The organism is Pseudonocardia cypriaca (genome assembly GCF_006717045.1).
Taxonomy (GTDB): Bacteria; Actinomycetota; Actinomycetes; order Mycobacteriales; family Pseudonocardiaceae; genus Pseudonocardia; species Pseudonocardia cypriaca.
Map to the genome: position 1 here is coordinate 1,020,854 of NZ_VFPH01000001.1, position 25,655 is coordinate 1,046,508.

Annotated in this window: 22 protein-coding genes; 11 read left to right on the top strand and 11 right to left on the bottom strand. The window is 73.0% G+C overall.

Annotated elements, in window-relative coordinates:
• The first annotated feature begins 30 nt into the window (after window positions 1–30).
• The 5 genes from FB388_RS04780 to FB388_RS04800 all read left to right on the top strand — a co-directional run bounded on the left by FB388_RS04780 (window position 31) and on the right by FB388_RS04800 (window position 6,600).
• Entirely contained in the window at window positions 31–648 is a 618-nt protein-coding gene (locus tag FB388_RS04780; protein WP_142097401.1) for an ABC transporter permease, read from the top strand.
• Between the two features lie 120 nt (window positions 649–768).
• Window positions 769–1,050, top strand: a complete 282-nt coding sequence (locus tag FB388_RS04785; protein WP_142097405.1) for an Atu4866 domain-containing protein — start codon at window positions 769–771, stop codon at window positions 1,048–1,050.
• A 99-nt stretch (window positions 1,051–1,149) separates the two neighbouring features.
• A complete protein-coding gene (locus FB388_RS04790; protein ID WP_142097408.1) occupies window positions 1,150–2,967 on the top strand; it encodes a multicopper oxidase family protein in 1,818 nt (605 codons plus the stop codon).
• Between the two features lie 24 nt (window positions 2,968–2,991).
• Window positions 2,992–5,676, top strand: a complete 2,685-nt coding sequence (locus FB388_RS04795; protein ID WP_142097410.1) for an AAA family ATPase — start codon at window positions 2,992–2,994, stop codon at window positions 5,674–5,676.
• A gap of 81 nt (window positions 5,677–5,757) precedes the next feature.
• Window positions 5,758–6,600: a TIGR03621 family F420-dependent LLM class oxidoreductase gene (locus tag FB388_RS04800; protein WP_142097413.1), complete on the top strand. Its 843-nt coding sequence runs from the start codon at window positions 5,758–5,760 to the stop codon at window positions 6,598–6,600.
• 46 nt (window positions 6,601–6,646) lie between these two features.
• Here FB388_RS04800 and FB388_RS04805 read toward each other — a convergent pair whose 3' ends face one another.
• Window positions 6,647–7,420 carry a phosphotransferase gene (locus tag FB388_RS04805; protein ID WP_246121617.1) on the bottom strand — a complete coding sequence of 258 codons (774 nt, stop codon included), beginning with the start codon at window positions 7,418–7,420 and terminating at the stop codon, window positions 6,647–6,649.
• Between the two features lie 76 nt (window positions 7,421–7,496).
• Between FB388_RS04805 and FB388_RS04810 the strand changes: the two genes are divergently transcribed.
• Entirely contained in the window at window positions 7,497–8,393 is an 897-nt protein-coding gene (locus tag FB388_RS04810) for a LysR family transcriptional regulator (protein WP_142097416.1), read from the top strand.
• 15 nt (window positions 8,394–8,408) lie between these two features.
• Here the strand turns inward: FB388_RS04810 and FB388_RS04815 are convergent, their stop codons facing one another.
• The 3 genes from FB388_RS04815 to FB388_RS04825 form a co-directional block, all read right to left on the bottom strand.
• Window positions 8,409–9,149 (bottom strand): SDR family oxidoreductase, encoded by a 741-nt coding sequence (locus FB388_RS04815; protein WP_142097419.1) that lies wholly within the window; start codon window positions 9,147–9,149, stop codon window positions 8,409–8,411.
• Between the two features lie 7 nt (window positions 9,150–9,156).
• The gene (locus FB388_RS04820) at window positions 9,157–9,924 is read right to left on the bottom strand and encodes an oxidoreductase (RefSeq protein WP_142097421.1); all 768 of its coding nucleotides are present in this window, start codon (window positions 9,922–9,924) and stop codon (window positions 9,157–9,159) included.
• Between the two features lie 226 nt (window positions 9,925–10,150).
• On the bottom strand, window positions 10,151–10,741 hold the full coding sequence (locus tag FB388_RS04825) for a TetR/AcrR family transcriptional regulator (protein WP_142097424.1): 591 nt from the start codon (window positions 10,739–10,741) through the stop codon (window positions 10,151–10,153).
• Window positions 10,742–10,849: 108 nt separating this feature from the next.
• On the opposite strand from FB388_RS04825, the gene FB388_RS04830 reads away from it, so the two are divergent.
• Window positions 10,850–11,632 carry an SDR family NAD(P)-dependent oxidoreductase gene (locus FB388_RS04830; protein ID WP_142097426.1) on the top strand — a complete coding sequence of 261 codons (783 nt, stop codon included), beginning with the start codon at window positions 10,850–10,852 and terminating at the stop codon, window positions 11,630–11,632.
• Here the strand turns inward: FB388_RS04830 and FB388_RS04835 are convergent.
• Together FB388_RS04835 and FB388_RS40195 are read right to left on the bottom strand one after the other, a co-directional pair.
• Window positions 11,629–12,876, bottom strand: coding sequence for a cytochrome P450 (locus FB388_RS04835; protein ID WP_246121619.1), 1,248 nt, complete (start codon window positions 12,874–12,876; stop codon window positions 11,629–11,631). The two genes, FB388_RS04830 and FB388_RS04835, sit on opposite strands and share 4 nt — an antisense overlap.
• 79 nt (window positions 12,877–12,955) lie before the next feature.
• Window positions 12,956–14,515, bottom strand: a complete 1,560-nt coding sequence (locus tag FB388_RS40195; protein WP_142097432.1) for a carboxylesterase/lipase family protein — start codon at window positions 14,513–14,515, stop codon at window positions 12,956–12,958.
• A gap of 134 nt (window positions 14,516–14,649) precedes the next feature.
• On the opposite strand from FB388_RS40195, the gene FB388_RS40200 reads away from it, so the two are divergent.
• From FB388_RS40200 to FB388_RS04855, 3 genes are all read left to right on the top strand, one after another.
• A complete protein-coding gene (locus FB388_RS40200) occupies window positions 14,650–15,198 on the top strand; it encodes an MBL fold metallo-hydrolase (protein ID WP_425468525.1) in 549 nt (182 codons plus the stop codon).
• A 74-nt stretch (window positions 15,199–15,272) separates the two neighbouring features.
• The gene (locus FB388_RS04850) at window positions 15,273–17,594 is read left to right on the top strand and encodes a CaiB/BaiF CoA-transferase family protein (protein ID WP_142097438.1); all 2,322 of its coding nucleotides are present in this window, start codon (window positions 15,273–15,275) and stop codon (window positions 17,592–17,594) included.
• 7 nt (window positions 17,595–17,601) lie between these two features.
• Complete coding sequence (locus FB388_RS04855; RefSeq protein WP_142097441.1) at window positions 17,602–18,369, top strand: enoyl-CoA hydratase/isomerase family protein; 768 nt, start codon at window positions 17,602–17,604, stop codon at window positions 18,367–18,369.
• 121 nt (window positions 18,370–18,490) lie between these two features.
• On the opposite strand, the gene FB388_RS04860 is transcribed toward FB388_RS04855, so the two are convergent.
• From FB388_RS04860 to FB388_RS04880, 5 genes are all read right to left on the bottom strand, one after another.
• Window positions 18,491–18,949 (bottom strand): VOC family protein, encoded by a 459-nt coding sequence (locus tag FB388_RS04860; protein ID WP_142097444.1) that lies wholly within the window; start codon window positions 18,947–18,949, stop codon window positions 18,491–18,493.
• 36 nt (window positions 18,950–18,985) lie between these two features.
• Window positions 18,986–19,717 (bottom strand): MBL fold metallo-hydrolase, encoded by a 732-nt coding sequence (locus FB388_RS04865; RefSeq protein ID WP_170225470.1) that lies wholly within the window; start codon window positions 19,715–19,717, stop codon window positions 18,986–18,988.
• A gap of 230 nt (window positions 19,718–19,947) precedes the next feature.
• Window positions 19,948–22,845, bottom strand: a complete 2,898-nt coding sequence (locus FB388_RS04870) for an ATP-binding protein (RefSeq protein WP_142097449.1) — start codon at window positions 22,843–22,845, stop codon at window positions 19,948–19,950.
• 41 nt (window positions 22,846–22,886) lie between these two features.
• Window positions 22,887–23,222: a ferredoxin gene (fdxA, locus tag FB388_RS04875; protein ID WP_142097452.1), complete on the bottom strand. Its 336-nt coding sequence runs from the start codon at window positions 23,220–23,222 to the stop codon at window positions 22,887–22,889.
• Between the two features lie 39 nt (window positions 23,223–23,261).
• A complete protein-coding gene (locus FB388_RS04880) occupies window positions 23,262–24,209 on the bottom strand; it encodes an NAD(P)/FAD-dependent oxidoreductase (RefSeq protein ID WP_342787878.1) in 948 nt (315 codons plus the stop codon).
• Window positions 24,210–24,410: 201 nt separating this feature from the next.
• Between FB388_RS04880 and FB388_RS04885 the strand changes: the two genes are divergently transcribed.
• The gene (locus FB388_RS04885; protein ID WP_142097455.1) at window positions 24,411–25,649 is read left to right on the top strand and encodes a Rieske 2Fe-2S domain-containing protein; all 1,239 of its coding nucleotides are present in this window, start codon (window positions 24,411–24,413) and stop codon (window positions 25,647–25,649) included.
• Window positions 25,650–25,655: the final 6 nt, after the last annotated feature.

The following is a 25,655-nucleotide window of genomic DNA, read 5'->3' on the forward strand; positions in this document are numbered from 1 at the left end:
GGCCCCGCACCACCTCGTATCGGAGAGATCATGACCGCCGCAGCCCTGCCCGTTCCGGTCTCCGCCCGCGCCGCCACCGGCGCCGACGTCGACAGCCGCGGGGCCTACACCGGCTTCGCGCTCGCCTACGTCCTCGGACACGGCGCCGCCGCCGTCTCGATGGGACCCGACCCGCTGATCGCACTGCCCGCCTGGCTGCCGATGACCCTCCTCGGCTCCGGACTCGCCGCCGGCACCGTCTTCGCGAGCGTCGCCGCCACCCGTGCCCAGCGGGGCGCAGGCCCGCACGACAGCCTCTCCGGGAAGCTGCTGGGCCTGTCGTGGATCAGCGCCTTCGCCGCGCTGTTCCTCGCCATCACCGGTCTCACCGCCCAGATGGAGCTGCCCCACCTGCAGGCGATCCTGTGGCCGACCTGGGCCGGCTTCCTCGTGGGTGTGCTCTACCTCGGGGAAGGCGCCGCCCGCCGCAACCTCCTGCACTACGGCCTCGGCACGTGGCTCGCCCTGACCTCGACGGCCTCCCTCTTCCTCGCCGTCCCCAACCTGTTCTGGGTCCTCGCCGTCGCAGGCGGCGGCGGATTCGCCGTAGCGGCTGTCCTGGAGGGCCGCCGGCTCGCCCGCAACGGCGGCGGGAAGCTCGTCGCCTGACCGATGCCGGCGAGTGGCCTCTCACGCGATCCGACGTGCGTGGGAGGCCACTCGTGTGTGCGCAGTTCCTGGTCCCACTGCACCCTGGCACGGCATTGCCCAAGGCCGGACGCTGGGATCATGACTGATCAAAGCTCGCCGAGCGCGCACGTCGACGTCGTGGGGATGTGGGTCACCGCGGACGGCTTCATCCGGCAGGAGCTACTCCCGAACGGACGCTACGACGAGGCCCGCGGCAGCCGGCAGAGCGCGTACACGGGCCGCTACGCGGTGGCCGGATCGCACCTCGACTACGTCGACGACACGGGTTTCACGGCGACCGGTGACGTGCGCGACGGCATCCTCTACCACGAGCACCTGGTCCTGTTCCGCGAGAACGACCCCCGGCGTACAGCACGTTGACCAGCGGATCGCTGAACAGGGGCTCGTGCGTGGCGCGCGCCGTGGGTTAGGCGGTTCTCGCCGACGCGAGCGGTCGCGGCCCGGGGCCACCGTGTCCTGGTGTTCGAGCCGCTCGCCATCACCGACATGGTCCTCGCCCTGCTGGCGATGATCGCCGGACTCGTCGTCGGCCGGCGGGCCGCCGGTCCCACAGCGCGGCTACGCCGGTGGCTGTCGATCATGGCGGCGCTGGTGGCTGCGCGCCTGGTCGTCGCCCTCCTGATCCTCACCGGCGGCACCGTGCTGGCCGAGTCGCGGCTGGTCGTGCAGGTCCCGCTGGCGGTCCTGCCGGTCGCATGGGCGGTCCGGCGGCCGAGCAGGACGGCCGCGCAGGTTGCTGCGGCCGGGGTACTGCTGTCGGGCTGGTGGCTGTTCGTGCCGTTCGGGGCGCAGGACACGTGGTTCGTGCTCGCCGGTTCGACGGCGGCGCTGGTGGCGATCGCGGCGCTGGGCCGGTGGCGTCGGTCGGGTTCCCGGGCCTCCCGCATGCCGTGGCCCGCCGTGGCGCTCCTGCTGGTGCCCGCGGTCGGGTTGGCGCTGGCCGGCCAGGCGAACGCGGCAGCGGCCGGGCACCACCACTCCGCGGCCGGTGGCATCAGCGTGGATCAGCTCACCGGCCCGCGCGACCGGGAGCCGGATGTCCGGGTGACGCTGACCGCGGCCAGGGGGGAGGTGCGCCTCGCCTCCGGCCACGCGGCCGACGCGCTCCTGTTCAACGGCACCGCCCCCGGCCCCGAGATCCGCGCGGAGGTGGGGCAGCTGGTCGAGGTGACGCTGGTCAACAGTGATGTCGAGGAAGGCGTGAGCCTGCACTGGCACGGCGTCGACGTGCCCAACGCGGAGGACGGCGTGCCCGGCGTGACGCAGAACGCGGTCCGGCCGGGAGGGCGGCACGTGTACCGGTTCGTCCCGAACCGGTCGGGCACGTTCTGGTACCACACGCACCGGGATGCGCTGCGCAGCGTCGAGCGGGGGTTGTTCGGAGCGCTGGTCGTCGAGGACGCGGGGCGGGGAGCAGCGGGGTTCGAGCGCACCCTCTTCACACATCGGTGGCCCGCTGCCGCCGCCGCGATCACCGCCTTCGACCGGGCCGACCAGCCGACCCGCCAGGCCGTCGAGGCCGGCCGTGAGGTGCGCCTGAGGTTGATCAACAGCTCCGCGGAGCCGAACCGGGTCCACGTCGGCGGCACCCCGTTCACCGTCGCCGCCATCGACGGCAACCCGATCGAGGGCGCCGCTCCGGTCGGCCCGGGCACCGACCTGCTGCTGGCCGCGGGCGGACGCTACGACCTCACCTTCACGATGCCCGACGGCCCGGTGACCCTGGCCATCGACGCGTCGGCCGCGCTCGCCCTCAGCCCCGGTGGTACCGCCGTCCCCGCCGCCCCGGCCACCGGCGCGCTGTTCGACCCGTTCACCTACGGCTCCGGCGCCGCGCCCGCCCCGGACGACCACGACCGAACGTTCGACCTCCGGCTCGACGACGGGTTCGGCTTCGGCCCGGGCGGGTTCGGCTACGTCAGCAGCTCGATCAACGGCCGCCTGTACCCGGCGGTGCCCACGCTCGAGGTCGTCGAGGGGGAGCGGGTGAAGGTGCGCATCGCCAACCGCAGCATCGTCGACCACCCCATGCACCTGCACGGGCACCGGGTCCGGGTGCTGTCGCGCAACGGCGTGCCGGCCGCGGGCGGCGCGTGGTGGACCGACACGCTCAACGTGGCGCCCGGTGAGGTGTTCGAGATCGCGTTCACCGCGGACAACCCCGGGATCTGGATGGACCACTGCCACAACTTCGAGCACGGTGCCAACGGCATGATCTTGCATCTCGCCTATGAAGGCGTGACCACGCCGTACTCGGCCGACCACGCGCCCGAGTGATCGAGGGGTACTACCTTCGGCGGTGTGCGGACCTCGACACGCTCCGCCGGATCGCTCGTCGGCAGGCAGGACGAGCTCCGGCGCATCGACGAGCTGACGGGCGCCGCGCAGGCGGGGCAGGGCGGTGCGCTCGTCCTGCGCGGCGAGGCGGGCATCGGCAAGAGCGCGCTGCTGCACCACGCCAAGGGCTCAGGGCTCCGGGTGGTCTCAGCGGCCGGATCGGAGTTCGAGTCGGAGCTGCCGTTCGCGGGCCTGCACCAGCTGTGTGCGCCGGTGCTCGGGCATCTCGCCGACCTGCCCGCATCGCACCGCGAGGCCCTCGAGGTCGCGTTCGGCCTGGTCCTGGCCACCCCGGACCTGTTCCGCATCGGCCTTGCCACCCTGGAGCTGCTGGCGTCCGCGGCCCGGGACCGTCCGCTGCTGTGCGTGGTCGACGACGCCCATTGGCTGGATGCGGCGTCGTCGAGGGCGTTGGCCTTCGTCGCCCGGCGCCTCGGTGCCGAGCCCGTCGCCATGCTGTTCGCGGTCCGGCTGCCCGGCCCGGGCGGTGAGCTGGACGAGCTGCCGGGTCTGGTCGTCGACGGGTTGAGCGATGCCGATGCGCGGGCGTTCCTGGCTGCAGAAAGCCTCGTGATGCTCGACGAGCAGGTGCGCGACCGGTTGCTGGCGGAGGCCCGCGGGAATCCGTTGGCCCTGCGCGAGCTGCCCAGGGCGGGCGGGTTCGCGCCGCCGGAGACGTCCTCGGTACCGACCCGGATCGAGCACAGCTTCCGGGCGAGGCTGGCCGACCTGCCCGCGGCGGCGCGGCTGCTGCTGACGGTCGCGAGCGCCGACCCGACCGGCGACCCCGCGCTGCTGTGGCCGGCCGCGCAGCGCCTGGGTATCGACGTGCAGTCCACCAGCGCGGCCGCGATCGCGACCGGGCTCGTCGAGTTCTCCAACCGCATCCGCTTCTGCCACCCACTGGCCCGGTCGGCCGTGTACCTGGCCGCGGCGGCGGATCAGCGCCGCACGGCTCATCGCGTGCTGGCCGAGGTCACCGACCCGGTCCTGGATCCGGACCGGCGTGCCTGGCACCGCGCCCAGGCCAGCGCAGGCCCGGACGACGACGTCGCCGCGGAGCTGGAGCGATCCGCGTCCCGCGCCCGGTCGCGCGGGGGAGTGGCGGCCGCCGCGGCGTTCCTCGAGCGCGCGGTGGCGCTGTCGCTGGACGGCGCCGCGCGGATCGAACGGACGCTCGCCGCCGCTCAGGCCGACCTCGATGCCGGCGCCACCGACCGGGCCGCGGATCTGATCACGACGGTCGACAACGCGGCCCTGGACGAGCTCCAGCACGCACACCTCGACCGGCTGCGGGGCCAGATCGCCTTCGTCCGGCACCACGACCGCGACGGCCCGGCGTTCGTCCTGCGCGCCGCGCGGCGACTGGCGGGGCCGGACCCGGAGCGGTCCCGCGCCTACCTCCTGGACGCGCTCGAGATGGCCCTCGTCGTCGGCCGGGCCACCGGCGTGCTGGAGATGGTCCTGGAGGCGGCGCGGTCGGCGGAGCCGGCGCGCTCCCCGGACGTCCTGGACGCGCTGGACCTGCTGGCCACCGCCGGGCACCGGGCCGCGGCGCCGGTGCTGCGGACCGTCCTCGACGGCGACGACGGTCCGCTGTGGACCCGCCGGCCCGCGCTCGCCTCGATGCTGGCCATGGAGCTGTGGGATCCCGACGTCCACGCGGCGGTCATCGAGTGGCTGGTCAAGACCGGTCGCGACTCGGGGTCGCCACTCGTGCTGCGCCTCGGCCTCGCCCTGACGACCTCCCACGCCGCGCTGAGCGGCGACCTCGGGCAGGCGATGGCCGCGATCGCGGAGGAGGAGGCGATCGCCGACGCGGCGGGGCTGCCCCCGCTGCTGTACCCGCGGCTGTACCTGGCCGCGATGCGGGGCCGGCGCAAGGAGGGGGTCGAGCTGTTCCGGACGGCCACCGCGGCGGCCACCGCGCACGGTGGAGGGCAGCTGATCGTCAACGTGCACTGGGCGGCGGCCGTGCTGCACAACGGTCTGGCCGACTACCCGGCCGCGCTCGCTGCGGCCCGGCAGGCCACGGCGCACGAAGACCTCGGGCCCGCCGGGTTGAGCCTGCCCGAACTGGTGGAGGCGGCCGTTCGCTGCGGCGAGCCGGGCACCGCTGCCGCCGCGCTGGAGGCCCTGACCGAGCGCACCGAGGCCAGCGGAACAGCATCGGGCCTCGGTATCGCGGCGTACGCGCGCGGGCTGGCGACCGGGGTCGAGGAGCACTACCGGGAGGCCGTCGAGCGCCTCCAGGACACCCCGCTGCTGCCCTACCGGGCCAGGGCCCATCTCCTGTACGGGGAATGGCTGCGCCGCGAAGGCCGCAGGCGCGACTGCCGCCGGCACCTGCGCACCGCCCACGACCTGCTCTCGGAGGCCGGGCTCGAGGCCTTCGCCCGGCGCGCCGCCGACGAGCTGCGGGCCAGCGGCGAGAAGGCCCGCAGCCGGTCCGGGCGCACCTACGACCAGCTCACGATGCAGGAGATTTCCATCGCCCGGCTGGTCGCCACCGGCGCGACGTCGGCCGAGGTCGCCGCCAGGCTGTTCCTCAGCCCACGGACCGTCGACGCCCATCTGCGCAACATCTTCCGCAAGCTGGGCCTCACCTCCCGCCGGCAGCTCAGGGACCACCCCGACATCGGCAGCTGACCGACGCCGCACCTCTGACGCGAGCCGGGTAGGTGGTTGTCACCGACGCGAACACCGACGGCTCGCGGGCATCGTCATCACGTGACTTCCCGCCCATTGCGTTTCGGTCTGTCGGTGACCGGCCCGGTCTCTCAGATGAAGGAGGCAGCCCGCCGCGCAGAACAGATCGGCTTCGACGTGGTCCTGCTGCCCGACCACCTGGGGATGACCGCGCCGCTGCCACCACTGATCCCGATCGCGGAGGCCGCCCCGTCGCTGCGGGTCGGCAACATGGTCATCAACGCGTCGTTCTACCGCCCCGCGTTGCTCGCCCGCGACCTCGCCACCGTCGACGCGGCCACCGACGGCCGGCTCGAGATCGGCCTCGGCACCGGCTACGTCGAGGAGGAGTTCCGAGCTGCAGGACTGCCGTTCCCGAGAGCCGGGGCGCGCGTCGACCTCGTGATCGAGCACGCGGTCGAGATCCGGCGCCTGCTGTCCGGCCCCGACTACATCCCCGCGCCCGTCCAGACCCCGCCGCCGATCATGATCGCCGGCACGGGGGACCGGATGCTGACCGCGGCCGCCCGGCACGCCGACATCGTCGCCTTCCCCACCGCGGGCACGCGCGATCAACTCGCGGAGCGGGTCGCGTTCTTCCAGGACAAGGCCGGCGACCGCTCGGCCGACGTCGAACTGGCGTTCAGCTTCTTCCAGGTCGGCCTCGACGATCCCGACGACCTGTCGATCCTCCGGGCCATCGCTCCGGGCGTCCCCGACGACGAGCTGCGCAGAGCCGTGTCCTACCTGCCCGGTCCGGTCGACGCGGCGGCCGCCCGGATCCGGTCGCTCCACGAGGCGCTCGGCATCACCTACTTCACGTTCAGCCTCAGCCCGACCGTCAGGTGGGAGAGCCTCGAGAAGCTACTGGCGGCGCTCCGGTAGGCCCCCGGCTGAGGAGTGCCGGCGAACGCCTGCGCCCGGGCGAGCCTCACATCCGGGACCTCAGCACGTCGAACTCGCAGCCAGGCGAGGCCGGGTCGAAGCCGTGCTCGACCAGCCAGCGGGCCGCCGTCAGGCTCCGCCACGACCACCATCCGCGGATCACGTCGAGGTCGACGTCCGTGCCGTATCCGGCGAGGACGTCGCCGAGGTGCTCCTCGTGCCCGAGCGTCAAGGTGGCGAGGTCGAACAGGGCATCGCCCTGGGCCGCCTCGGACCAGTCGATCACGCCGGCGATCTCGTCCCCGTCGACGAACACGTGGGTGATCTGCAGGTCGCCGTGCGTGAACACCGGTGTCCACGGCCGGAGCGCAGCCTCGGCGATCCGGCGGTTGCGCGCGACCACGTCGGCCGGAAGGACGCCGTTGGTGACGAGCCACTCGCATTCGCCGTCGAGGTGCGATGCCAACTCGTCGACGCTCCGACCGGGCCATGGCGGCAGCGGCGCGTCGTGCAGCACCCGTGCGGCCGCACCCGCCGCCGCCCATGCCGCCGGCGACGCGGTCGACGGCTCGCCGAGGCGGCCGAGCGCTTTGCCCGGAAGGGCGGCGAGCGCGAGCACGGGCGGCTTCCGCCACAGGACCTGCGGCGTCGGGATCGGCGCCATGGCCATCGCCTCGACCTCGACGTCGGTGAGCTCCTGGTCGGCGTCGATCTTCAGGAACACGTCACCGACGCGAAGGGTTGCGCGCTCGCGGTGGGCGACGACGACCTCGACCTCCTCCACGCCGGCCATGGTCGCGGGGATGGCCGCCGACGTCATCGGGTTTTCCACACCTACGATTACAGCGTTGCGGCGGGGGTGGACCGCGGTCCGCCGCAGGGAGGGACGGGAACCGATGAGCCTTCGTCAGTTCGAGTACGCCCTGGCCGTTGCCGAGGAGGGCTCGGTGACGGCGGCGGCCGAGCGGCTGCACGTCGCCCAACCGTCGATGTCCCAGCAGATCCGCAACCTGGAGCGGGAGCTCGGCGTGCAGCTGTTCGCCCGCACGCCGAGCGGACTGGTGCCCACGGTGGCCGGCCGCGCGTTCCTGCGGGAGGCGGAGATCGCGGTGACCGCGGCGCGGCGGGCGAGGGCGACGGCACGCGCCGGTGCCGACGACCTGGTGGGCGAGCTGGTGGTCGCGGCGCAGATGGGTTTCGGCACGCGCCAGCTGCCGGGCGCGCTGAGCGCGCTGCGCCGCCGCTTCCCGCGGGTGGAGGTCACCGTCTTCGAGGAGCCCAGCTCCGCCGAGCTGGACCGGCTGTGCCGCCGGGGCGTGCTGGACCTCGCCCTGATGGCCAAGTGCGAGCGGAGCCCCGCCGACGCTCACCACATCGGCGACGAGGAGTTCGTGGTGGTGCTGGGCACCGGGCACCGGCTGCTCGCCGCGGACCGGGTCGAGCTGCGCGAACTGGAGGGCGAGCCGTGGGTGCGGTTCGACCGCGACAGTGCGCTCGACGGCGTGCTGCTGAACGTGCTGCGGGACAACGAGCTGCCCCCGACCACGGCCGCCCGCGTGTCGCAGACGGCCACGGCCGTGCGCTGGGCCGCCCACGGGCTGGGGGTGACGCTCGTCCCCGCCTCCGCGGTGCCCCAGGGTTACGAGCACCTCGTGCGCCCGGTGTTCCCGGTCGTGTCCCAGCCCGTCATCGCCGTGGTCCGGCAGCACGCGGGCCCGGCGGAGACGGCCCTGCGCGAACTCCTGCGCCAGGAGACCTGGTACGACGCCGCTCCCATCTCACTGGTGTCCTGACGGCCGACGGGCCTCTCACAGCTGCGTGCGTCCGCCGTCGACGGTGAACTCCGCACCGGTGGTGTAGGTGGCATCGAAGGCGAGGAATGCGGCCGCCCTGGCGAACTCCTCGACGGTGCCGAAACGCTGCATGGGATTGTCCGCGACCACCTGCGCCTTGAACTGCTCGGCGGCCTCCTCGGTCATCGTCTTCTCGAGGATCCCCGTGTCGATGGGACCGGGGCTGATCGCGTTGACCCGGACTCCGCGTGGGAGCAGCTCGCGGGAGAAGCTGCGGGCCATCGAGCGCACCGCTGCTTTGCCGGCCGCGTAGACACTGGTGTCCAGCATGCCGATGGCGTTCGCGACCGAGGTGGTGAGCACGACGCCTGCGCCCGCGCTCAGCAGCGGGGCGAGCTTCTGCACCGTGAAGAAGGCGCCCTTGACGTTGATCGCGAACATCTCGTCGTACACCTCCTCCGTGACGGTCTCGAGGGGCGTGGCGCCTGCGATGCCCGCGTTGACGAACAGGGCATCGATCGTGCCGAGCTCCTCCTGCACCCGGTGGGCCAGAGCATCCAGGTCGGACAGTGAGGCCACGTCCCCCCGGACGGCCACCGCGTTCTTGCCGAGGTCCCGCGCGGCGTCGACCGTGCCCTGTGAACGCCCGGTGATCACCACTCGGGCTCCGCCGTCCACCAGCAGCTTCGCCAATGCGAACCCCATACCGGCGCCGCCGCCGGTGATCACTGCGTTCTTGTCGCTGTACACACCCATCTTCCTGTCAACCCCTCGGGAACTCGCCGCCGTCGACGCCGAGAACCTGCCCGGTGAGCCAGCTCGCCCGGTCGGACACGAGGAACAGCACCGCGTGGGCGATGTCGTCTGGCTGACCGTCGCGCCCCAGCGGAGGGGTTGCGACCGCGCCCGGCCCGAGGTCCAGGCTCGCCCAGTACTCCCGCGTCGCCTCGCCGCCGGGGGTGGCGGTCCTGCCGGGGCTCACGGTGTTGACCCGGACCCCGAACGGGGCCAGCTCGGCGGCCAGTCCCCGGCTGTAGTTCTCCAGCGCCACCTTCGCCGCCTGGTAGTGCAGGAACGGCGGTGCCGGGGGGACGACCGCGGCCGTGGAGATGTGCACGATCGCCCCCGAACGCCGTTCCCGCATCCCCGGTGCCAGCAGCGAGTTCAGCCGCACCGACGACAGGAAGTTCAGGTCCAGCGCGTCCTGCCACTCCTCGTCGGGAATGGCCAGAGCGGCCTTGTGCGGTCGCGCTCCACCCACGTTGTGGACGAGGACGTCCACCCCGCCGAGCGCCTCCTGCGCGGCCGCGGCGAGCGCCTCCGCGCCGGCCCGGGTCCGCACGTCGGCCTGCACGAAGGTGGCCCCCTCCGGCACCGTGCTCGTCGCCGACCTGGCGGTCGTGAGCACCTCGGCGCCCGCGTCCAGGAGCCGCCGCACGACGGCCGCCCCGATTCCGCGAGAACCACCCGTGACCAGGGCTCGTTTTCCCGCGAGCTCTCGCGTTCCCGATCGGTTCTCGACCGTGGTCATGCCGCAAGTCCTTTCGATTGTGTCCCGTTCGCTCGACGGAAAAGGGATTGATGTTCGGATAGGTCGCGGTGCGCGCACCTCGTCGAGCTCTTTCACGGTACGTCCGGAAAAGAACGGGACGCAAAGACGAAATGTCAGCAGGCGCCATAGGGGTCTCCTATGGCGCGCGGCTCGGCGGATCCGTCCGGGGGATCCGCGCAACGCTGGTTCGCCGTGTCGGCGGCGGTCAGAGCGGTGCGGACGGGGTGCCGACGCCGCGGAGCAGGGTGTCGATCAGCTGGGTCGCGAGGGCGTCGGTGTCGGGCTCGGCCTCGGCGCCGACCTCCTGGCAGGCCTCGTGGATCAGGGCGTAGTACACCCTGCGGGCCCAGACCGGGTCGACGTCGGGACGCAGTGAGCCGCTGTCCCGCAGGCGGCGGAACAGCCGGTCACACGTGTCGAGCATCCGGCACTGGATCTCCTCGACCTCGTCGCCCTTTGCGAGAGCGGTGTCCATCGAGAAGCTCCAGGACATCTTCACCCGGAGCACGTTCGCAGTGGCCTGGTAGAGCGCGACCATGGGTGGTGCGGTGTCCGGGCGCGCCTGGTCGACGGCGGCCTCGAGCTGCCGGCTGGCCCATCCCCCGAGTGCGGCGATCAGCGCTTCGCGGGTGCTGAACCGGCGGTGCACCGTCGTGCGCGCGACACCTGCCGCGGCCGCGATCTCCTCCATCGTGGCCGCCGGATCGCGGGCGAGAACGCGCTCGGCCGCCTCCAGGATCGTCCGCACGGTCCGCTCGGCGTCCGCCCGCAGGGGCCGGGTGCTGCCATCGCTCACAGCGGGAGTCTACTCCGTTGACGCTGATCCAGCCGTAGTTGCAACATCAGTGACGCAGCTTGTACGTTGAAGCGGTCACTCATGATGCGACTCCGAGAGGGCTTCGCCGTGGATCTCCAGTTGAAGGACAAGACCGCACTGGTCACCGGTGCCAGCCGGGGGATCGGCCTGGCCGTGGTCGAGCGGCTCGTCGAGGAAGGCGTGCGGGTAGTCGCGGCCGCCCGGACCGAGACGCCCGACATGCGGCGCACCGGCGCGCACGTCGTACCCGTCGACCTGACGGATCCGGACGGGCCGGTGCGGCTGGTCGCGGCGGCCCGGCAGGAGCTCGGGGAGCTGGACCTGCTGGTGAACAACGTCGGCGGTGGTGAGGGCGATGCGACGGCCGGGTTCCTCGATGTGGACGACCAGTTGTGGCACCACGCCTTCGACCTGAACTTCTTCGCGACCGTGAAGACGACCCGGGCGGCGTTGCCGAGCCTGATCGACCGGCGCGGCGTCGTCGTCAACATCTCGTCGAGCGGTGCGCGGATCCCGTCGGGCGGGCCGGTCGCCTACACGACGGCGAAGGCCGCGCTGACCGCTCTGGGCAAGGCGCTGGCCGAGGAGTTCGGACCGCAGGGCGTGCGCGTCAACACCGTGTCCCCGGGGCCGGTGCGCACGGCGCTCTGGGAGCACCCGGACTCGTACGGCGGCCAGCTCGCGGCCAAGCTCGGCGTACCGCACGACCAGCTGCTGGCCGCTCTGCCGGCGCAGGCGGGGATGCTGACGGGGCGGCTCATCGAGGCCGGTGAGGTCGCCGACCTGGTCGTGCAGCTCTGCTCGCCGCGCGCGGGCAGCGTCACGGGCGCCGACTACCTGATCGACGGCGGACTGGTGAAGAGCGCCTAGATCCACCTCCGAGCCGGGGCCGCGGCGGCCCGCTCGGCGTCCGCATCTCGGGGCAGGACGAAGCGGAGGTGGGAGGAGACGATGCCGAGCTCGGGCATGCGCGCCCCTTCCCGGGAGCCGACCGCGGTGAAGGATGCGGTGCGGGCGAGCAGCTCCTCCAGCGCGATCCGCAGCATCAGCCGCGCCATCGGAGCGCCGGGACACCGGTGGCGGCCGCGCCCGAAGGCGAGGTGGTCGGCGATGTTGGGCCGGCCGAGCCGGAACTCGTCCGGATCGTCGAACACGGCCGCGTCCCGGTTGGCGGACGCGTAGGTGAGGGTGACCGGCTCGCCCGGCAGGATCTCCCGGCCGAGCACGACGGTCGGCCGGGTGACGGTGCGGGCGAAGCCGCGATAGGGCGCGTAGAGCCGCAGGAACTCCTCGAGCGCCGCGGTGATGAGGTCCGGTTCGGCGCGCAGCCGCTCCTGCAGCTGCGGGTCCGTCCCGAGGTGGGTCGCGATCGAGCCGATGACGATCGGGGGCGCGACCATGCCGACCACGAGCGACTGGCGCAGCGCCCCGACGATCTGCTCCGCTTCGAGCGGTTCGCCGTCGACCGGTTCGGCGAGCAGCGAGCTGGCGGGGTCCTCCTCTACCGGGCGCGGGTGGTCGCGGCGGTCCGCGACGAGCGCGCGGGCCATCGCGTACATGCGCTCGCTCATCGCGTTGACCACCTCCCGGTCCTGCAGCCGCCAGGCGCGCACCCAGCGGGCCGCGGTCTCGGCGAGGTCGGGGGCGAGCTCGGGATCCAGGTTCAGCCACTCCGTGGTGACCCAGGCCGGGAAGAGGGCGCCGAACTCCTGGGCGATGTCACCGGAGCCCCGCTGCAGCATCGGGGTGAGCACGCGGACCGCGTGCTCGCGCAGCACGGGCTCCAGGTCGGCGAGCCTGCGCCGGGAGAGCGTGGCGTCCAGCGCCTTGCGGTAGGGCGTGTGGTGGGGGGCGTCGAAGTTCAGCGGCGGGCGGCGCAGGCCGCGCGGGTCGCTCGGCACGACCGCCTTCACCGAGGAGATGAACCGGGAGTCGTCCAGGGCGGCCGCCTTGACCTCCGGATAGGTCGCCAGCGCCCAGAAGCCGCCGTGGGAGTCGGTGTGCGCGACAGGGCAGCGGGCCCGGAGATCTCGGTAGAGCGCGTGCACCTCGTCGGGGTCGTCGGTCGAGGCCGGGTCGAAGTCCTCGGGGATGCGCCGTGCGGGGACGGTCACCGCGCCCTCCGGCTCGCAGTGGTCCTCCGTCGCGGGGATCGGTCCAGGCCCGGCACCGCCACGACGTCCGGCTGCCTCGTCATCCGGCGGCGGCTGTCGCCGCGAACGCCCGCCCCCACGGATCGGTTCGCCCGGAGGTCGACACCCCGCGCCACCAACCGACCCGGTCGTCGACGATCCGGCTGGTCGCCTCGAAACCGTCATCGCCGAACCGCAGCTGGGTGCGGGCGGTGGGCTCGTACGCAGGCCAGTCGACCCCTGCGGCGGCGAGGCCCTCGTTCGGGTCGCCCGTGCAGGCGAACGCGGCCAGTGCGCCGCCCATTGCGGCCGCGGCGCGGTCGAAGGCGGGCCCGGCGGCGGGGATCGGACCGAGGCCGACGTTGCGGAAGAAGACGGGGATCTCGATCCCGTGGAACGCCCCGAGCGGCTCGGCGCGGTTGAGGTCGCACAGGTAGCTGTGGACCGGACCGCCGCCGGCGCGGTGGGCGTCGGCGAGCCGCGCGGTGCGCACGGTGAACTGGTCGCTGAGCACGTCCATCACCAGGTCGACGTTGCGGCCGCCGCCGTGGGCGCGCCGGGCCCGGTAACCGGCGACGATGCCATCGGCGGCCGAGGTGTCGTCGACGCCCGCCGCGACGAGACCGACCACGGCGGCGTCGTCGATGTCGACGCCGGGATCCAGCCACCGCGGATGAGTGGCGAGCATGAAGCGCGCCTCGTCGAGCGTGGTGCCGGTCAGCAGCGGGACGTCGGCGGCGACGCCGACGGCTAGCGCCTCGTCGGGGTAGGCGGGCACCGAGGGGGTGCCCACGACGGGCGCGAACCGCATGCTGTGCTCGGTCGGCTCCCGACCGACGCCCAGGCGGGCCTGCACGTCGAGCAGCCGGTCGAGCGGCAGGTTCTGCAGCGCCGTGGGATCGGCGCGGTCCAGGTCGAGCATGCGCAGTGCCCGCTCGGCGATGAGCGTGGCGCGGCCTGCGTCCTTCAGGCCGAACGGCGGCCCGCCGAGGACGCCGGCACGGCTGAACAGGCCGCGCGCGGCCGGTGACGTCAGCAACGAGGTGACCTTGCCGCCCCCACCGGAGTGGCCGAAGATCGTCACGCGGGACGGGTCGCCGCCGAACCCCGCGATGTTGTCGCGCACCCACTCCAGGGCGGCCACGAGGTCGAGGATGCTGGGGTTGGCCTCGAACCCCCAGTCCGCTCCGCCCAGCTCGGTGAGGTGGAGGAAGCCCAGCAGGCCCAGCCGGTGGTTCAGCGACACCACGACCACGTCCTCGCTGCCGGCCAGGGCCGCCCCGGCGGTGTGCGCTGCGTAGCCGGTGCCCGTGAAGAACCCTCCGCCGTGGATCCACACCAGCACGGGGCGCTCGCCGGTGATCCCCGGCGTCCACACGTTGAGGAACAGGCAGTCCTCGGCGGGCTCGGCGAGTGGCTTGCGGCCCGGCACGGCGAACTGCGGCGCGATCGGACCGGGAGCGACCGCCTGCCGGACGCCGGTCCACGGCGTCGCAGGCTTCGGCGGCAGGAACCTGCCCGAGCCGCTCACCGGGGCGGCGTACGGGATCCCCAGGAAGCGGTGTACGCCGTGCTCGGCCGTGCCCTCGATCTTGCCCTGTGTCGTGTCGGCGATCGTCATGGTGCCGGCCTCCAGTGGCAACCCCTCGGCTGTGGCCTGCCTCTTATCAGGAAGCCTGATGGAGGCTGGCAGGCGACAAGCGCGATTGTCAACCGGCCGCCCGGACCAGTTGCTGTCGCCTATGGCGTTCCGCAGTGCCTTCCCGGACGGCAGCTGCGCCCCCCGCTCCTGCCGGGGCGCGGGCCCTATCCGGCAGTCCGAGCGGCGCGGGCAGCCAGATCGGCGAACGCGGTGCGGAGCTCCCGCGGCCCCACGACCTCGATGTCGGCGTCGAAGCGAGCCAGCGATGCCGCGAGGCCCGTCCAGGACCAGGACCAGGAACCGGCCGTCACCCGGCAGCGGTGCTCGTCCACCTGTCGCTGGAGCCCGCGCCCGGCCACACGCCCGGCTCGTCGGTGCTGTGGTTGCGGTCGAAGGACGAGCGGGCCGTGTTCGTCGGCGACATCCTGCACAGCCCCGTGCAGATCGCCGAGCCCGACGCCAACAGCTGCTTCTGCGAGGACGCCGGCGCCGCCCGCGCCACCAGGCGGCGGATCCTCGCCGAGGCCACCGAGGAGCGGACGCTGGTCGTGCCGGCGCACCTCCCGGGCCACGGGGCCGCCGAGGTCCGGGCCCGCGGCCACGGGTACGAGATCAGGCGCTGGGCGGGCTTCCGCCCCGTCGAGGACGGAAATCCGCGATGAGCGGTCGAAGGGGTGGTTCTGCTCAGCGGACCGAAGACCTCGGGCGCGGCCGGTCCAGGACCTAGCGTCGGAGCGTGTCCGGACCCACCACGCCGCCACCGCGGGTTCTCGACCTCACCGACGGACTCGCCTTCCAGGGAGCGCGCCTGCTGGTCGGCATCGGAGCCGATGTCGTGCGGGTCGACCCGAGCGAGGGCCTCGACGCCGCAGCCCGCATCCACTGGCACGCCGGCAAGCGGCGGGTGCGGCCGACGGGCGAGCGCGTGCTCGACGACCTCGCGGCAGGTGCCGACGTCGTGCTGGAGAGCGGCCCGTTCTCAGCGCTGCGGGGCCTGCGCTCCGACGGCACGTCGCGCTGGCCCCATGCCGTGCACGTCGTCGTCACCCCGTTCGGGCTGACCGGACCGCACCGCGACCGGCTGGCCGACGACCTCGTCCTCGCCTCCGCCGGGGGGATGACGTGGCTCGGCGGCCGCGCCGACGGCCCGCCGAAGCCGCCGCCGCGCGAGCAGGCGGTCCAGGTCGCAGGGGCGCACGCGGCCATCGCCGCGCTGCTCGGCCTGCTCGCTCGCGATCGGACCGGAGCGGGCCAGCTCATCGACATCTCCGGTCAGGAGGCCGTGGCCGCCACCCTCGAGACGGCCGCGATCGCCTGGATCCACGCCGGCCGGTTCCCGGTCCGCAGCGGCGGCGTCTACGAGCACGTCGCGCACCGGATCTTCGCCGCGTCGGACGGGTTCGTGGCAGGCGGCTACTCCGGCAGCAACCGGATGTGGACCGACCTCCTGGCCTGGATGGTCGAGGAGGGTGAGGCCGCTGACCTGGTCGACGAGAAGTGGGGCGACCCGGTCGTGCGCTGGCAGGGTCGCCCGCACGTCGACGAGGTCGTCGCCCGGTTCGTCGCGAAGCGGGGCGCGCGGGCCGTCGCCGAGGAGGGCCGGTCGCGCGCCTTGCCGTGGGCCGAGGTCGTTCCACCGGCGCAGCTCACGGAGAACCCGCAGCTGCGCGACCGGCAGTTCTTCGTCTCTGTCGTGGGTGACGACCTGCCCGGTGTCGTCGAAGACGCCGGGTTCCCCTGGGAGGCGCCGCGGTTGCCGCGTCCGGTGCGCTTGCCCGCGCTGCACGAGACGCCCGCCGACCGGGCCTGGACGCATCCCGAGCCGCGTGGGCGACAACCGCGCTCGTCCGGTGCTCGCGCCCTCGACGGCGTCCGAGTGCTGGACCTGACCTGGGTGCTGGCCGGCCCGTACGTGACCAAGCAGCTCGCGGAGCACGGGGCGGAGATCGTCAAGATCGAGTCGAGGCACCGGCAGGACCCGACGCGGTTCGCGCCGTCGATGCGGCTGCGGGATGGCGCGGGCCCCGACGACAGCGCGTACTTCCTCAACTTCAACCGCGGCAAGCGGAGCGTGGCATTGAACCTGCGGACGGACGAGGGCGTGCGGCTGCTGCGCGAGCTCGTGCCGCACTGCGACGTGGTGGTCGAGAACTTCAGCCCGGGGGTCCTGGCGAAGTGGGGGATGGACCACGCGTCCCTGCGGGAGCTCAACCCGGACGTCGTCCTCGTGTCGATGGCGGGCGTCGGGCAGACCGGGCCGTGGCGGCACGCCGTGACGTTCGCGGACACGCTCGCGGCGATGTCCGGGCTCTCCAGCGAGACGCGCGACCCCGGCGGGCCGCCGCAGGGCCTCACGTTCGGGCTCGGCGACATGGTGGCGGCGAACGCCGCCGTCCTCGCGACCCTGACCCTGCTCGCCGAGCAGCGCGGGGGGCACGTCGACCTCTCGCAGCTGGAGGCCATGGCCGCGTCGATCGGGCCCGCCGTCGCCGAGGCGGCCTTCCCGCCCGCCGGGGAGGACCACCGCACGCCGGAGCACCCGAACCGCTCGGTACGGGCCGTGCCGCACGGGGTGTACCCGACCGCGGGCGAGGACCGTTGGGTCGCGGTTGCCGTCCTGGACGACGCCCAGTGGCGTGCGCTCGTCGGGGTCACCGGCGGACTCGGTGTCCCGGCAGGCGCGGACCTGGCCGCCCGCCGCGCCGCGGAGGACACGATCGACGCCGCGCTCGCCGGGTGGACCGCGCAGCGCGACCCCGTCGAGGCGGCCGCTGCCCTGCAGGCCGCCGGCGTGCCGGCCGCGCTGGTCGCCACCGGCCAGGACCTGGTGGACCGGGACGAGCACCTCGCGGCGCGCGGCTTCTACCCGGTGCTCGAGCACCCGATCGCCGGCCCGGTGCGGCACGAGGGGATCGTCGCGCGGCTGGGTGCGACGCCCGGCGCGCTCACCTGCCCCGCGCCGCTGCTCGGCCAGGACACCGCGGCCGTGCTGACCGAAGTGTTGGGGCTCGACGAGACCGAGCTGGCCGCGCTCGCCGCCGCCGGCGTGACCGAGTGAGGAAGCGATGACGGTACTTCGGGTCACCCGTGACGGGAGCGTGGCCACGGTCCGGATCGACCGGCCCCCGGCCAACGCCGTGGATCCCGCGATGATCGAGGAGTTCCTCGTCGTGCTGCCGCCGCTGGCCGCCGACCCGGAGGTGCGCTGCATCGTGGTCACCGGGTCCGGCCGGTTCTTCGTGGCGGGCGCGGACATCGCCGTGATGCGCGACCTGTCCGAGGAGAACCAGGCCGCGATGCGCCGGTGGATCGACGTGCAGCGGGCGATCGAGCTCGCGCCCAAGCCGGTGATCGCCGGCATGAACGGGCACGCGCTGGGCGGCGGCGCGGAGCTGTCGCTCGCCTGCGACCTGCGGATCCTGTCGAGCGCCGCGAGCTTCGGCTTCCCGGAGATCAACCTGGGCCTCTTCCCCGGTGCGGGCGGCAGCCAGCGGCTTCCCCGGCTCGTCGGGCCCTACCTTGCGAAGCGCCTGATGATCGAGGGGGAGCGGCTCGCGCCCCGGCAGGCCCTCGACCTCGGCCTCGTCGACCGGGTGGTCGACGCAGCCGAGTTCGACTCAGTGCTCGCCGCCGAGGCGCACCGCCTCGCCGCGAAGCCGACGGCCGCGATCGGCCTGCTCAAGCGGGTCGTCGACGAGGGGTGGGGGCTCCCGATCGGGGACGCGCTGCTCCGCGAGGAGAAGGGCGTGCAGGCGCTCACCCGCACCGCCGATGCGGCAGAGGGGCTGCAGGCATTCCTCGACAGACGCGAGGCCCGTTTCATCGGTCGCTGAGGAGCCCGCGCGTCGCCGGCGGCATCCGGTGGCGACTCCGGTCTCGGCGGTGGTGGCGGGGCGGGGTGGATCCTGGGCCGGTCGTTCCAGGATCCGCGGGTCGTACCGGCGCAGCCGCTGGTCAACAGCCGTGGCTTGCGATGAGTTCGAGCTGCACGCCGTCCGGGTCGCAGAACGTCACCAGCGACACCGGAAATCCGTCCATGTCGTACACGCCGGAGTTGGGGACGTCCTGGCTGTGCAGATGTGCCACCCACGCATGCAGTGCGTCCACCGATGCGACCGCGAAGGACAGGTGGTCGAGCCCCGTCCGGGTCGCGTCGAACCCGTCTCCGGGATTCGCGGGATGGTGATCGAGGCCGAGGGTGAACGACGAGTCGGGCGGGCCGAGCACGATCGTGTAGCCGCCCGCGTCGCTTCCGAAGTGCCGTACCTGGAACTGGCGTCGGAAGCCGAATACTCGCTCGTACCAGACGGCGCTCGTCTCCAGGTCGGTGACCGTGATGCCGACGTGGTGAATCGCGGCGAGTGCCGGTTGCACTGCTGAATCATTGGTCGGCCTCGCTTCGGCGGTCGTCATGTCGATCCTCCTCGGGACTCGTACCGTCGGGACTTCTCATGCGGCTGGGCCGACCCCGGCGACGATCGCGTCGAACGCTGCCTGGTTGGGCGGGTCGAACGGCGCGCCGGCGGGAACCGACCCGATGACCTTCACGAACTGTTCGATCGACCGGCCCGATGCGGCCGGCAGGTGGGAGCTGAAAACGGTTGTGGGTCGGAGCCGCGCAACATCCTCGACCGCCACCTGGAAGCGCTCCTGGTCGACGAGGTGGGTCCACGGCGAATCGAATGCCGCCCAGCCGGCCATTCCGCCGACGAGATCCGCCTCGGGCACGTCTGCGCAGTCCTGCGGGACGGCCGGCAAGATCGCGCCGAAGGCGTCGACCGTGAACAGCGCACCGGTTCTGTCGTCGAGCAGGCCGGTCGACATGGGATTGTCGTACAGCGGTGGCCGCAGAGCACGAAGGTGCCTGTCACCCACATCGATCCGGTCGCCGGGTCGGAGCGCGGTCACCCGGTCCAACGGCACCGGCCACCAGGTGGCCATGCGCAGGGCACCGAGACCATGCGTTGCCAGTCGTGCCGCCGGCGCCAGCGACATGACCCGCTCGAGGTTGCCCGTGTGGTCGGCGTCGTCATGCGTCAACCAGATCCATCGGATCTCGGCCGGGTCGATGATCGACCGCACCGCGTGCTCGAACTCCTCGGCGTCGATGGCGAGACCGGTGTCCACGAGGACCGGTTGGGCGGCCAAGATGAGGTACGCGTTGACGACGAGCTCACCCACGCCCGGGAGCGGCAGGGTCGTCGGCAGGACGTAGACGTCGTCGGTGGCCCGGTAGACAGGGTCCATGTCCGTTCCCTCCTCGTACGGCACTACCGGCGCCTCGCGTCGGTCGTCGTAGGCCGGTCGTCCTGGATGGCGGACGAGATCTCGAACCCCGTGGTGCTTGGCGCTGTGAGCCATGATCGGAGTGGTGCCCGCGCCCCGGCATCGGGCAGACCCCCATATTTAGGTCATCCCGTCCCCACGTGGTGGCGGGCCGCGTAGGCGACCAACTCGGATCGGCCCCCGACGCCCACCTTTGCGGCCAGGTTGGCGATGTGGCGCTCGACGGTCTTCGGAGAGAGATAGAGGCGAGCCGCGATTTCTCTGGTGGAGCGGCCCTCGGCGAGGAATGCCAGCACCTCCGCCTCCCTCGGGGTCACCCCCACGGTCGCCATCGTCGCCGGCAGGTCCGGGGCCGGCCGGCGGCGCCGCGGCACTGGCGCACCGGCCTGGCGGAGCAGCGATCGGCACGCCGAGGCCACCGCGGGCGGCCCGGACGGATCGAAGAAGGCCAGCGCCTCGGCCAGCCATCGCGTCGGGTCTCCCCAGCCGTCGGCGATGGCCGCCTCGGCCACCAATCGGCGGGCGTGGTGGCGGTACCAGTCGCACGGGGCGAGGTCGGCGTCCGCCCCGATGAAGGCGTCCTCGGCCTCGGCCGTCTGACCCCGTCGGCCGAGGGTGACGGCCCGGGCATGTCCCACCCAGCCCCGGGTTAGCCAGTACGTCGTCAGCCCCGACCCCTCGACCTCGGCCACCGCCGCCTCCCCGTCGCGGGCATCCAGGGCGTGGACGAGGGCCCACAGACCCCGGTTCGGCGCGGTGACCGGCGTGCCCCGCAACAGCTCCATGCCGGCGTCCAGCTCGCCCAGCGCCCGGGCGCGGTCCTCGCGGACGAGCCACAGCAGCGCCCGGGCCATGAGCCGAGCCACCCCTCGGACCTCGGGGTGGCCGCCCGAGGCGGCGACGGCCCGGTCGATGGCCGCCTCCATCTCGGCCCGCTGATCCAGCAGGGCGTGAGCCACCGCTTGCAGTACGAACCCCACTCCCTCGACGACGGGAAGCCGCAGTCGCCCTGCCTCCACGGCACAGGACCGCCCGGCGTCAAGGGCCCTCTCCGGATCGGCATGGTTGGTGAACCACGCGGCCATCTGGAGGCTGAGCGTGGCCGCGGTGGCCAGAGCACCCACGTCGAGCGCTGCCTTGCGAGCTTCGGCGAGCCGATCGAGCGGGCCGCCGCCGAGCAGGTCGATGGTGCCCAGCTCGTGGAGGGCCCGGACGCGCCACAGCGTCAGGCCGTGCTGCTCGGCCAGTGCCAAGGCAGCCGAGAATGCCCGGGCTGCTGAGGTGAGGTCACGCAGGCGTTCCCGTTGGCCGAGGACCGCAAGGGCCTCGCAGGCCAGCTCGTGGCGCCGACCGGACTCGGACGTGGTCAACGCCCTCTCGGCGAGGGCCACGGCATCGTCGAGGCGGCCCTCGCCGAGCGCCACCTGAGCGGCCAGGACCTCGAACTCGCCGGCGCCGACGTCACCGCTTACCGCGAGCTCCCGGGCGTGGTGGAGCCGATCGAGAGCACGTGCCCAATCGGCCGACACGATGGCCGTGCGAGCCAGCCACAGGTGCACCTGCGCCCGGCGCGCCGGCGGGGCCGCCAGTGCGGCCAGCCGGGAAAGCAGGCACTGGCCGACCTCGCCCACCCGCTCGGCGTTGCCGGCCTTGACGAGCACCTCGCAGAGCGCCTCGTCGATCTCGACGGCCAGTTGCCGGTTGTCGCCGACCAGCCGCCGGGCCCGCTCCAGGTTCGCCTCGGCGCTGGCCAGCGCTCCGCGCCCGAACGCCCGCCGCCCGGACTCGAGGTGCAACCCGGCCGCCCGGGACGGTTCCTCGGCCTGGTCGGCGAGCTCGGCCGCCAGCTCGCACCACTCCCCGGGCAGGCCCGGATGAGCGGCCTCGACAGCACGAAGACCGCGCGCGGCGATGGTTGCCCGCTCCGGCGGAAGGAGCTCCGCGAGGATGGCGTCGCGGGTCAGCGCATGGCGGAACCGGAAGCGGTGCCCGGGATCGGCGGCCTCCACGGACAGCAGCTGGGCGTCGACAGCCCGGTGGAGGCGGTCGACCACCGCGGCTTCGTCCTGCCCGCTCATGCCCGCCAGCAGGCGCCAGTCGAAGCTCCGGCCGAGCAGCGCCGCCGCCACGAGAAGGTCCCGTGTGTCCAGCGATGCTCCGAGACGTCGCCGCACGGTCTCGGCGAACGTGGCAGGGATGGCCAGCCCTGGTGAGCGGTCGAGGACCCAGCCGTCGGCCGTCTCGTACAACTCGTGGGCCTGGACCATCGCCGCCAACAGCTCCTCGACGAGGAACGGCAGCCCATCGGCCCGCGCCACCACCACCTCGGCAACCTCGCGGGGGACGACCGGAGCATGCAGGCAGCCCGCAGCCACCGACACGACCTCATCGTCGGTGAGGCTCCGGAGCTCCACCACGGTCGCGGATCGCCGGGAAGCGAGGTCGTGGACGCGCGACCGAGCCCTACTGGGTTCATCGCTGCGGAGCGAGACCACGCAGAGGACCGGCTCCCCCGCGATGTTGTCGGCGAGGTACTCGACGACCTCGACGGTCTCGGCGTCCGCCCAGTGGAGATCCTCGAGCACGAGCACGCAGCCACCATCTCGGCCCAGAGCGGCGAGCAGCCTGAGCACCGCTTCGCCCAGCACCACGAGCGACTCCTCCCCGGCTGACTCGCCGGGGAGACGCCATTCCGGGACGAGTCGGCCGAGGATGGGCAGGAACGGTGCGAGCTCCCGAACCCGTGGCGGCCCGGACCTGCGAAGGTGCGAGAACAACGCCTCCGCGACGGGCCGGAACGGGAGCGGGCTGTCGCGCTCGACAGCCCGGCCGGTCAGCACGCGCGCTCCCCGGCGACCGGCCTCCTCGGCAACCTCCCGCAACAGCCGCGACTTCCCGACCCCGGCCTCGCCCGCGACCACCCGTGTCGCGCCGAGTCCGTCGGCCAGGCGATCGAGGGCGCGTCGTAGCTCCTGCCACTCCTGGTCGCGGCCGACGAGTACGGGGCACAGCAGCTCCCGCATCAGACCAGCATGCCACCAGGTGTAGAGCGCATCGCGACGGATCAGAGTGCGGTGACCAGCGGCGTGTCGACGCCCAGGTCGCCGACGGACGCCGCTCCACCCGGATCGCCGAGCGGCGCGTCCCGCCCCGGCAGCGGCGCGGCGAAGAAGTCGATCGAGTCGGCGATGAAGACCGCCTTCTCCTCGTCCTTGCGTCCGGCGCGGTCGACGAAGATCGCGTCGACCGGGCACTCCGGTTCGCAGGCTCCGCAGTCGATGCACTCGTTGGCGTTGATGTAGCTCTTGCGCTCGCCGACGTAGATGCAGTCGACGGGGCAGACGTCGAGGCAGGCGCGGTCGGTGACGTCGATGCAGTTGGCCCCGATGACGTAGGCCATGGTGTCAGCTCCTCTCCGTGGAGTGGCCGGGGAAGAGCGTCAGCTCCGGGTCCAGCTCCACTGCGGCGTTGTTGAGGCGGTCGCGACCTCGCCGAACCCGACGGACATCAGCCGGACCTTTCCCGGGTAGTCGGTGACGTCGCCCGCGGCGAAGACCCGGTCCACCGTCGTGCGCATCCGGGTGTCGACGACGATTGAGCGGCGGTGCAGCTCCAGGCCCCACTCCGCCAGCGGTCCGAGGTTGCTGACGAAGCCGAGCGCCGCCACCACGCTGTCGACCTTCAGCACGCGGTGCTCGGCCTCGCCGCGCACGCGGACGTGCGCCTCGCGGAGCAGCTCGTCGCCGAGCAGTGCCTCGACCTCGGCGTCGGTGATGACGGTGGCGCCGCACTCGTGAACGGCCCGGACGCTCGCCGCGTGCGCGCGGAAGCCGCCGCGGCGGTGCACGAGGGTGACCGAGCGGGCGATCGGGTGCAGGGCGAGCGCCCAGTCGACGGCGCTGTCGCCGCCGCCAACCACGAGCACGTCCCGGTCGTCGTGGGCGGACGGGTCCGGCACGAAGTAGGACAGGCCTCGCCCGAGGAACTCCTCGCCCGCGGGGAGCTGGCGCGGCGTGAAGGTGCCGATGCCCGCGGTCAGGACGACCGCGCCCGCGTCGACGACGGTGCCGTCCGCCAGCGACACCTGCGGGCGACCGTCGGGGGAGTGCGCGAGCGCGGTGGCCTGGCGGCCCAGCAGGTACTGCGGACCGAACGCGTCGGCCTGCTCCTTCAGCGCGGCGACGACGTCCCGGCCGCGCGACCCGGGGATGCCGGCGATGTCCCGGATCTCCTTCTCCGGGTAGAGCGCGGCGATCTGCCCGCCCGCCTGCGGCAGGGCGTCGACGACCACGGTGCGCAGGCCGCGGAACCCCGCGCAGTAGGCGCCGTAGAGACCGGTGGGGCCGGCGCCGACGATCAGGATGTCCGTGTTCATGCTCGCGGGCACGGGCGACCTCCTGTGGATGGTTGGGAAGGGAAGAAGACGAGCTCCCCGGCGCCGGGGGCGTTTCCGGACGGTAAGTGCGCCTGCGGGGTGTGTCCCGCCCGCCGGACCGCTCAGCGAAACCGGGCCCGGATTCCCGTGCGCGGTTCGGTCAGCGGAACCGTGACCTTGGACGGCCCGCCGCCCGGTGCTGGACTGCCTTCCATGGATGCGAATGGCGGAGCTACCGTCACGAAGGCAGCGGGCGCCCCACGCCGCCGGCCGCGGCGCGCCGGCAAGCTCCCCGGACGCCAGGACTGGTCGAGCTGGCCCCATTACCAGGCCGCGGCCGCGGGTTTCCGCGGCTACTGGTACCCGGTCTGCTACTCGTCACAGCTCACCGGGAAGCCGAAGCAGATCACGCTGCTCGGTGAGAAGATCGTGCTGATCCGCGACGACGGCACGGCGTATGCGTTGAAGGACCGGTGCCCGCATCGCGGGGTGCCGTTGAGCGAGGGCAACCAGCAGTTCCCCGGCACGATCTCGTGCCCGTACCACGGCTGGACGTTCGACCTCGCGACGGGCGAGCTGAAGGCGGTCATCACCGACGGCCCCGAGAGCCCGATCTGCGGGAAGGTCACCCAGCCCACCTACGAGGTCGCGGAGCGGCTGGGCATGGTGTGGGTCTTCGTCGGCGACGGCGAGGATGCGCCGCCCATCGACGAGCAGCTGCCGGAGGAGCTGGTCGGAAACGCCGCGGTGGTCGGCTCGCGGATCCAGCCCCGCATCGGGAACTGGCGCTTCGCCTGCGAGAACGGCTACGACGAGGGCCACGCCAAGTACCTGCACCGCACGTCGCTCTGGCGGCTGTTCAAGGCCATGCCGGTGTGGAACGAGACCCGCATCGTGCAGCGCGGGCGCTGGATCTACCGCGTGCAGGACAAGCAGTACTGGACCGCCGACTTCCCCGGCCTCGGCAAGTGGGACAACCAGTCCTGGTTCAAGCTCAAGCCGCCGAAGCAGACCAGCAACATCGGCAACACCGGCAGCCACCGCGAGGTCAACCCGGTGATCGCGGCCCAGGAGTTCCCCGGGTTCGCGTCGGTGAGCATGCCGGGGGTTCTGCGGATCGCGTACCCGACGTTCATCCACTACGAGTTCTACGTCCCGGTGGACGCCGAGAACCACCTGTACGTGGGTGTGATGGCGGACTTCCGGAAGGGGTGGCGGACCCTGCCCTTCTACCTGAAGTACCTCGGGTTCGTCCGGTGGCTGTTCCACGGCCAGTTCTCCGCGCAGGACAAGTGGATGGTCGAGGTGACCGACGCCCCGCCGGAGCGGCTGTACCGGCCGGACGAGTCGCTGCTCAAGTGGCGCAAGCTCGCCGAGGACGTCACCGAGGAACGGACCGAACGGCTCAAGGCCGACGGGTTCGAGCCCGCCGGCCCGCCCGTCGAGAGCTGAGGACAC

Excerpts from the sequence above, each read along its gene's own strand:
- FB388_RS04860 (WP_142097444.1), bottom strand. The coding sequence starts at position 18,949 with ATGACGACCGCCGAAGCGAGGCCGACCAATGATTCAGCAGTGCAACCG.
- FB388_RS04780 (WP_142097401.1), top strand. The coding sequence starts at position 31 with ATGACCGCCGCAGCCCTGCCCGTTCCGGTCTCCGCCCGCGCCGCCACC.
- FB388_RS04855 (WP_142097441.1), top strand. The coding sequence starts at position 17,602 with ATGACGGTACTTCGGGTCACCCGTGACGGGAGCGTGGCCACGGTCCGG.
- FB388_RS04815 (WP_142097419.1), bottom strand. The coding sequence starts at position 9,149 with ATGGGTGTGTACAGCGACAAGAACGCAGTGATCACCGGCGGCGGCGCC.
- FB388_RS04805 (WP_246121617.1), bottom strand. The coding sequence starts at position 7,420 with ATGACGTCGGCGGCCATCCCCGCGACCATGGCCGGCGTGGAGGAGGTC.
- FB388_RS04885 (WP_142097455.1), top strand. The coding sequence starts at position 24,411 with ATGGATGCGAATGGCGGAGCTACCGTCACGAAGGCAGCGGGCGCCCCA.
- FB388_RS04870 (WP_142097449.1), bottom strand. The coding sequence starts at position 22,845 with ATGCGGGAGCTGCTGTGCCCCGTACTCGTCGGCCGCGACCAGGAGTGG.
- FB388_RS04785 (WP_142097405.1), top strand. The coding sequence starts at position 769 with ATGACTGATCAAAGCTCGCCGAGCGCGCACGTCGACGTCGTGGGGATG.
- FB388_RS04820 (WP_142097421.1), bottom strand. The coding sequence starts at position 9,924 with ATGACCACGGTCGAGAACCGATCGGGAACGCGAGAGCTCGCGGGAAAA.
- FB388_RS04810 (WP_142097416.1), top strand. The coding sequence starts at position 7,497 with ATGAGCCTTCGTCAGTTCGAGTACGCCCTGGCCGTTGCCGAGGAGGGC.
- fdxA (WP_142097452.1), bottom strand. The coding sequence starts at position 23,222 with ATGGCCTACGTCATCGGGGCCAACTGCATCGACGTCACCGACCGCGCC.
- FB388_RS40195 (WP_142097432.1), bottom strand. The coding sequence starts at position 14,515 with ATGACGATCGCCGACACGACACAGGGCAAGATCGAGGGCACGGCCGAG.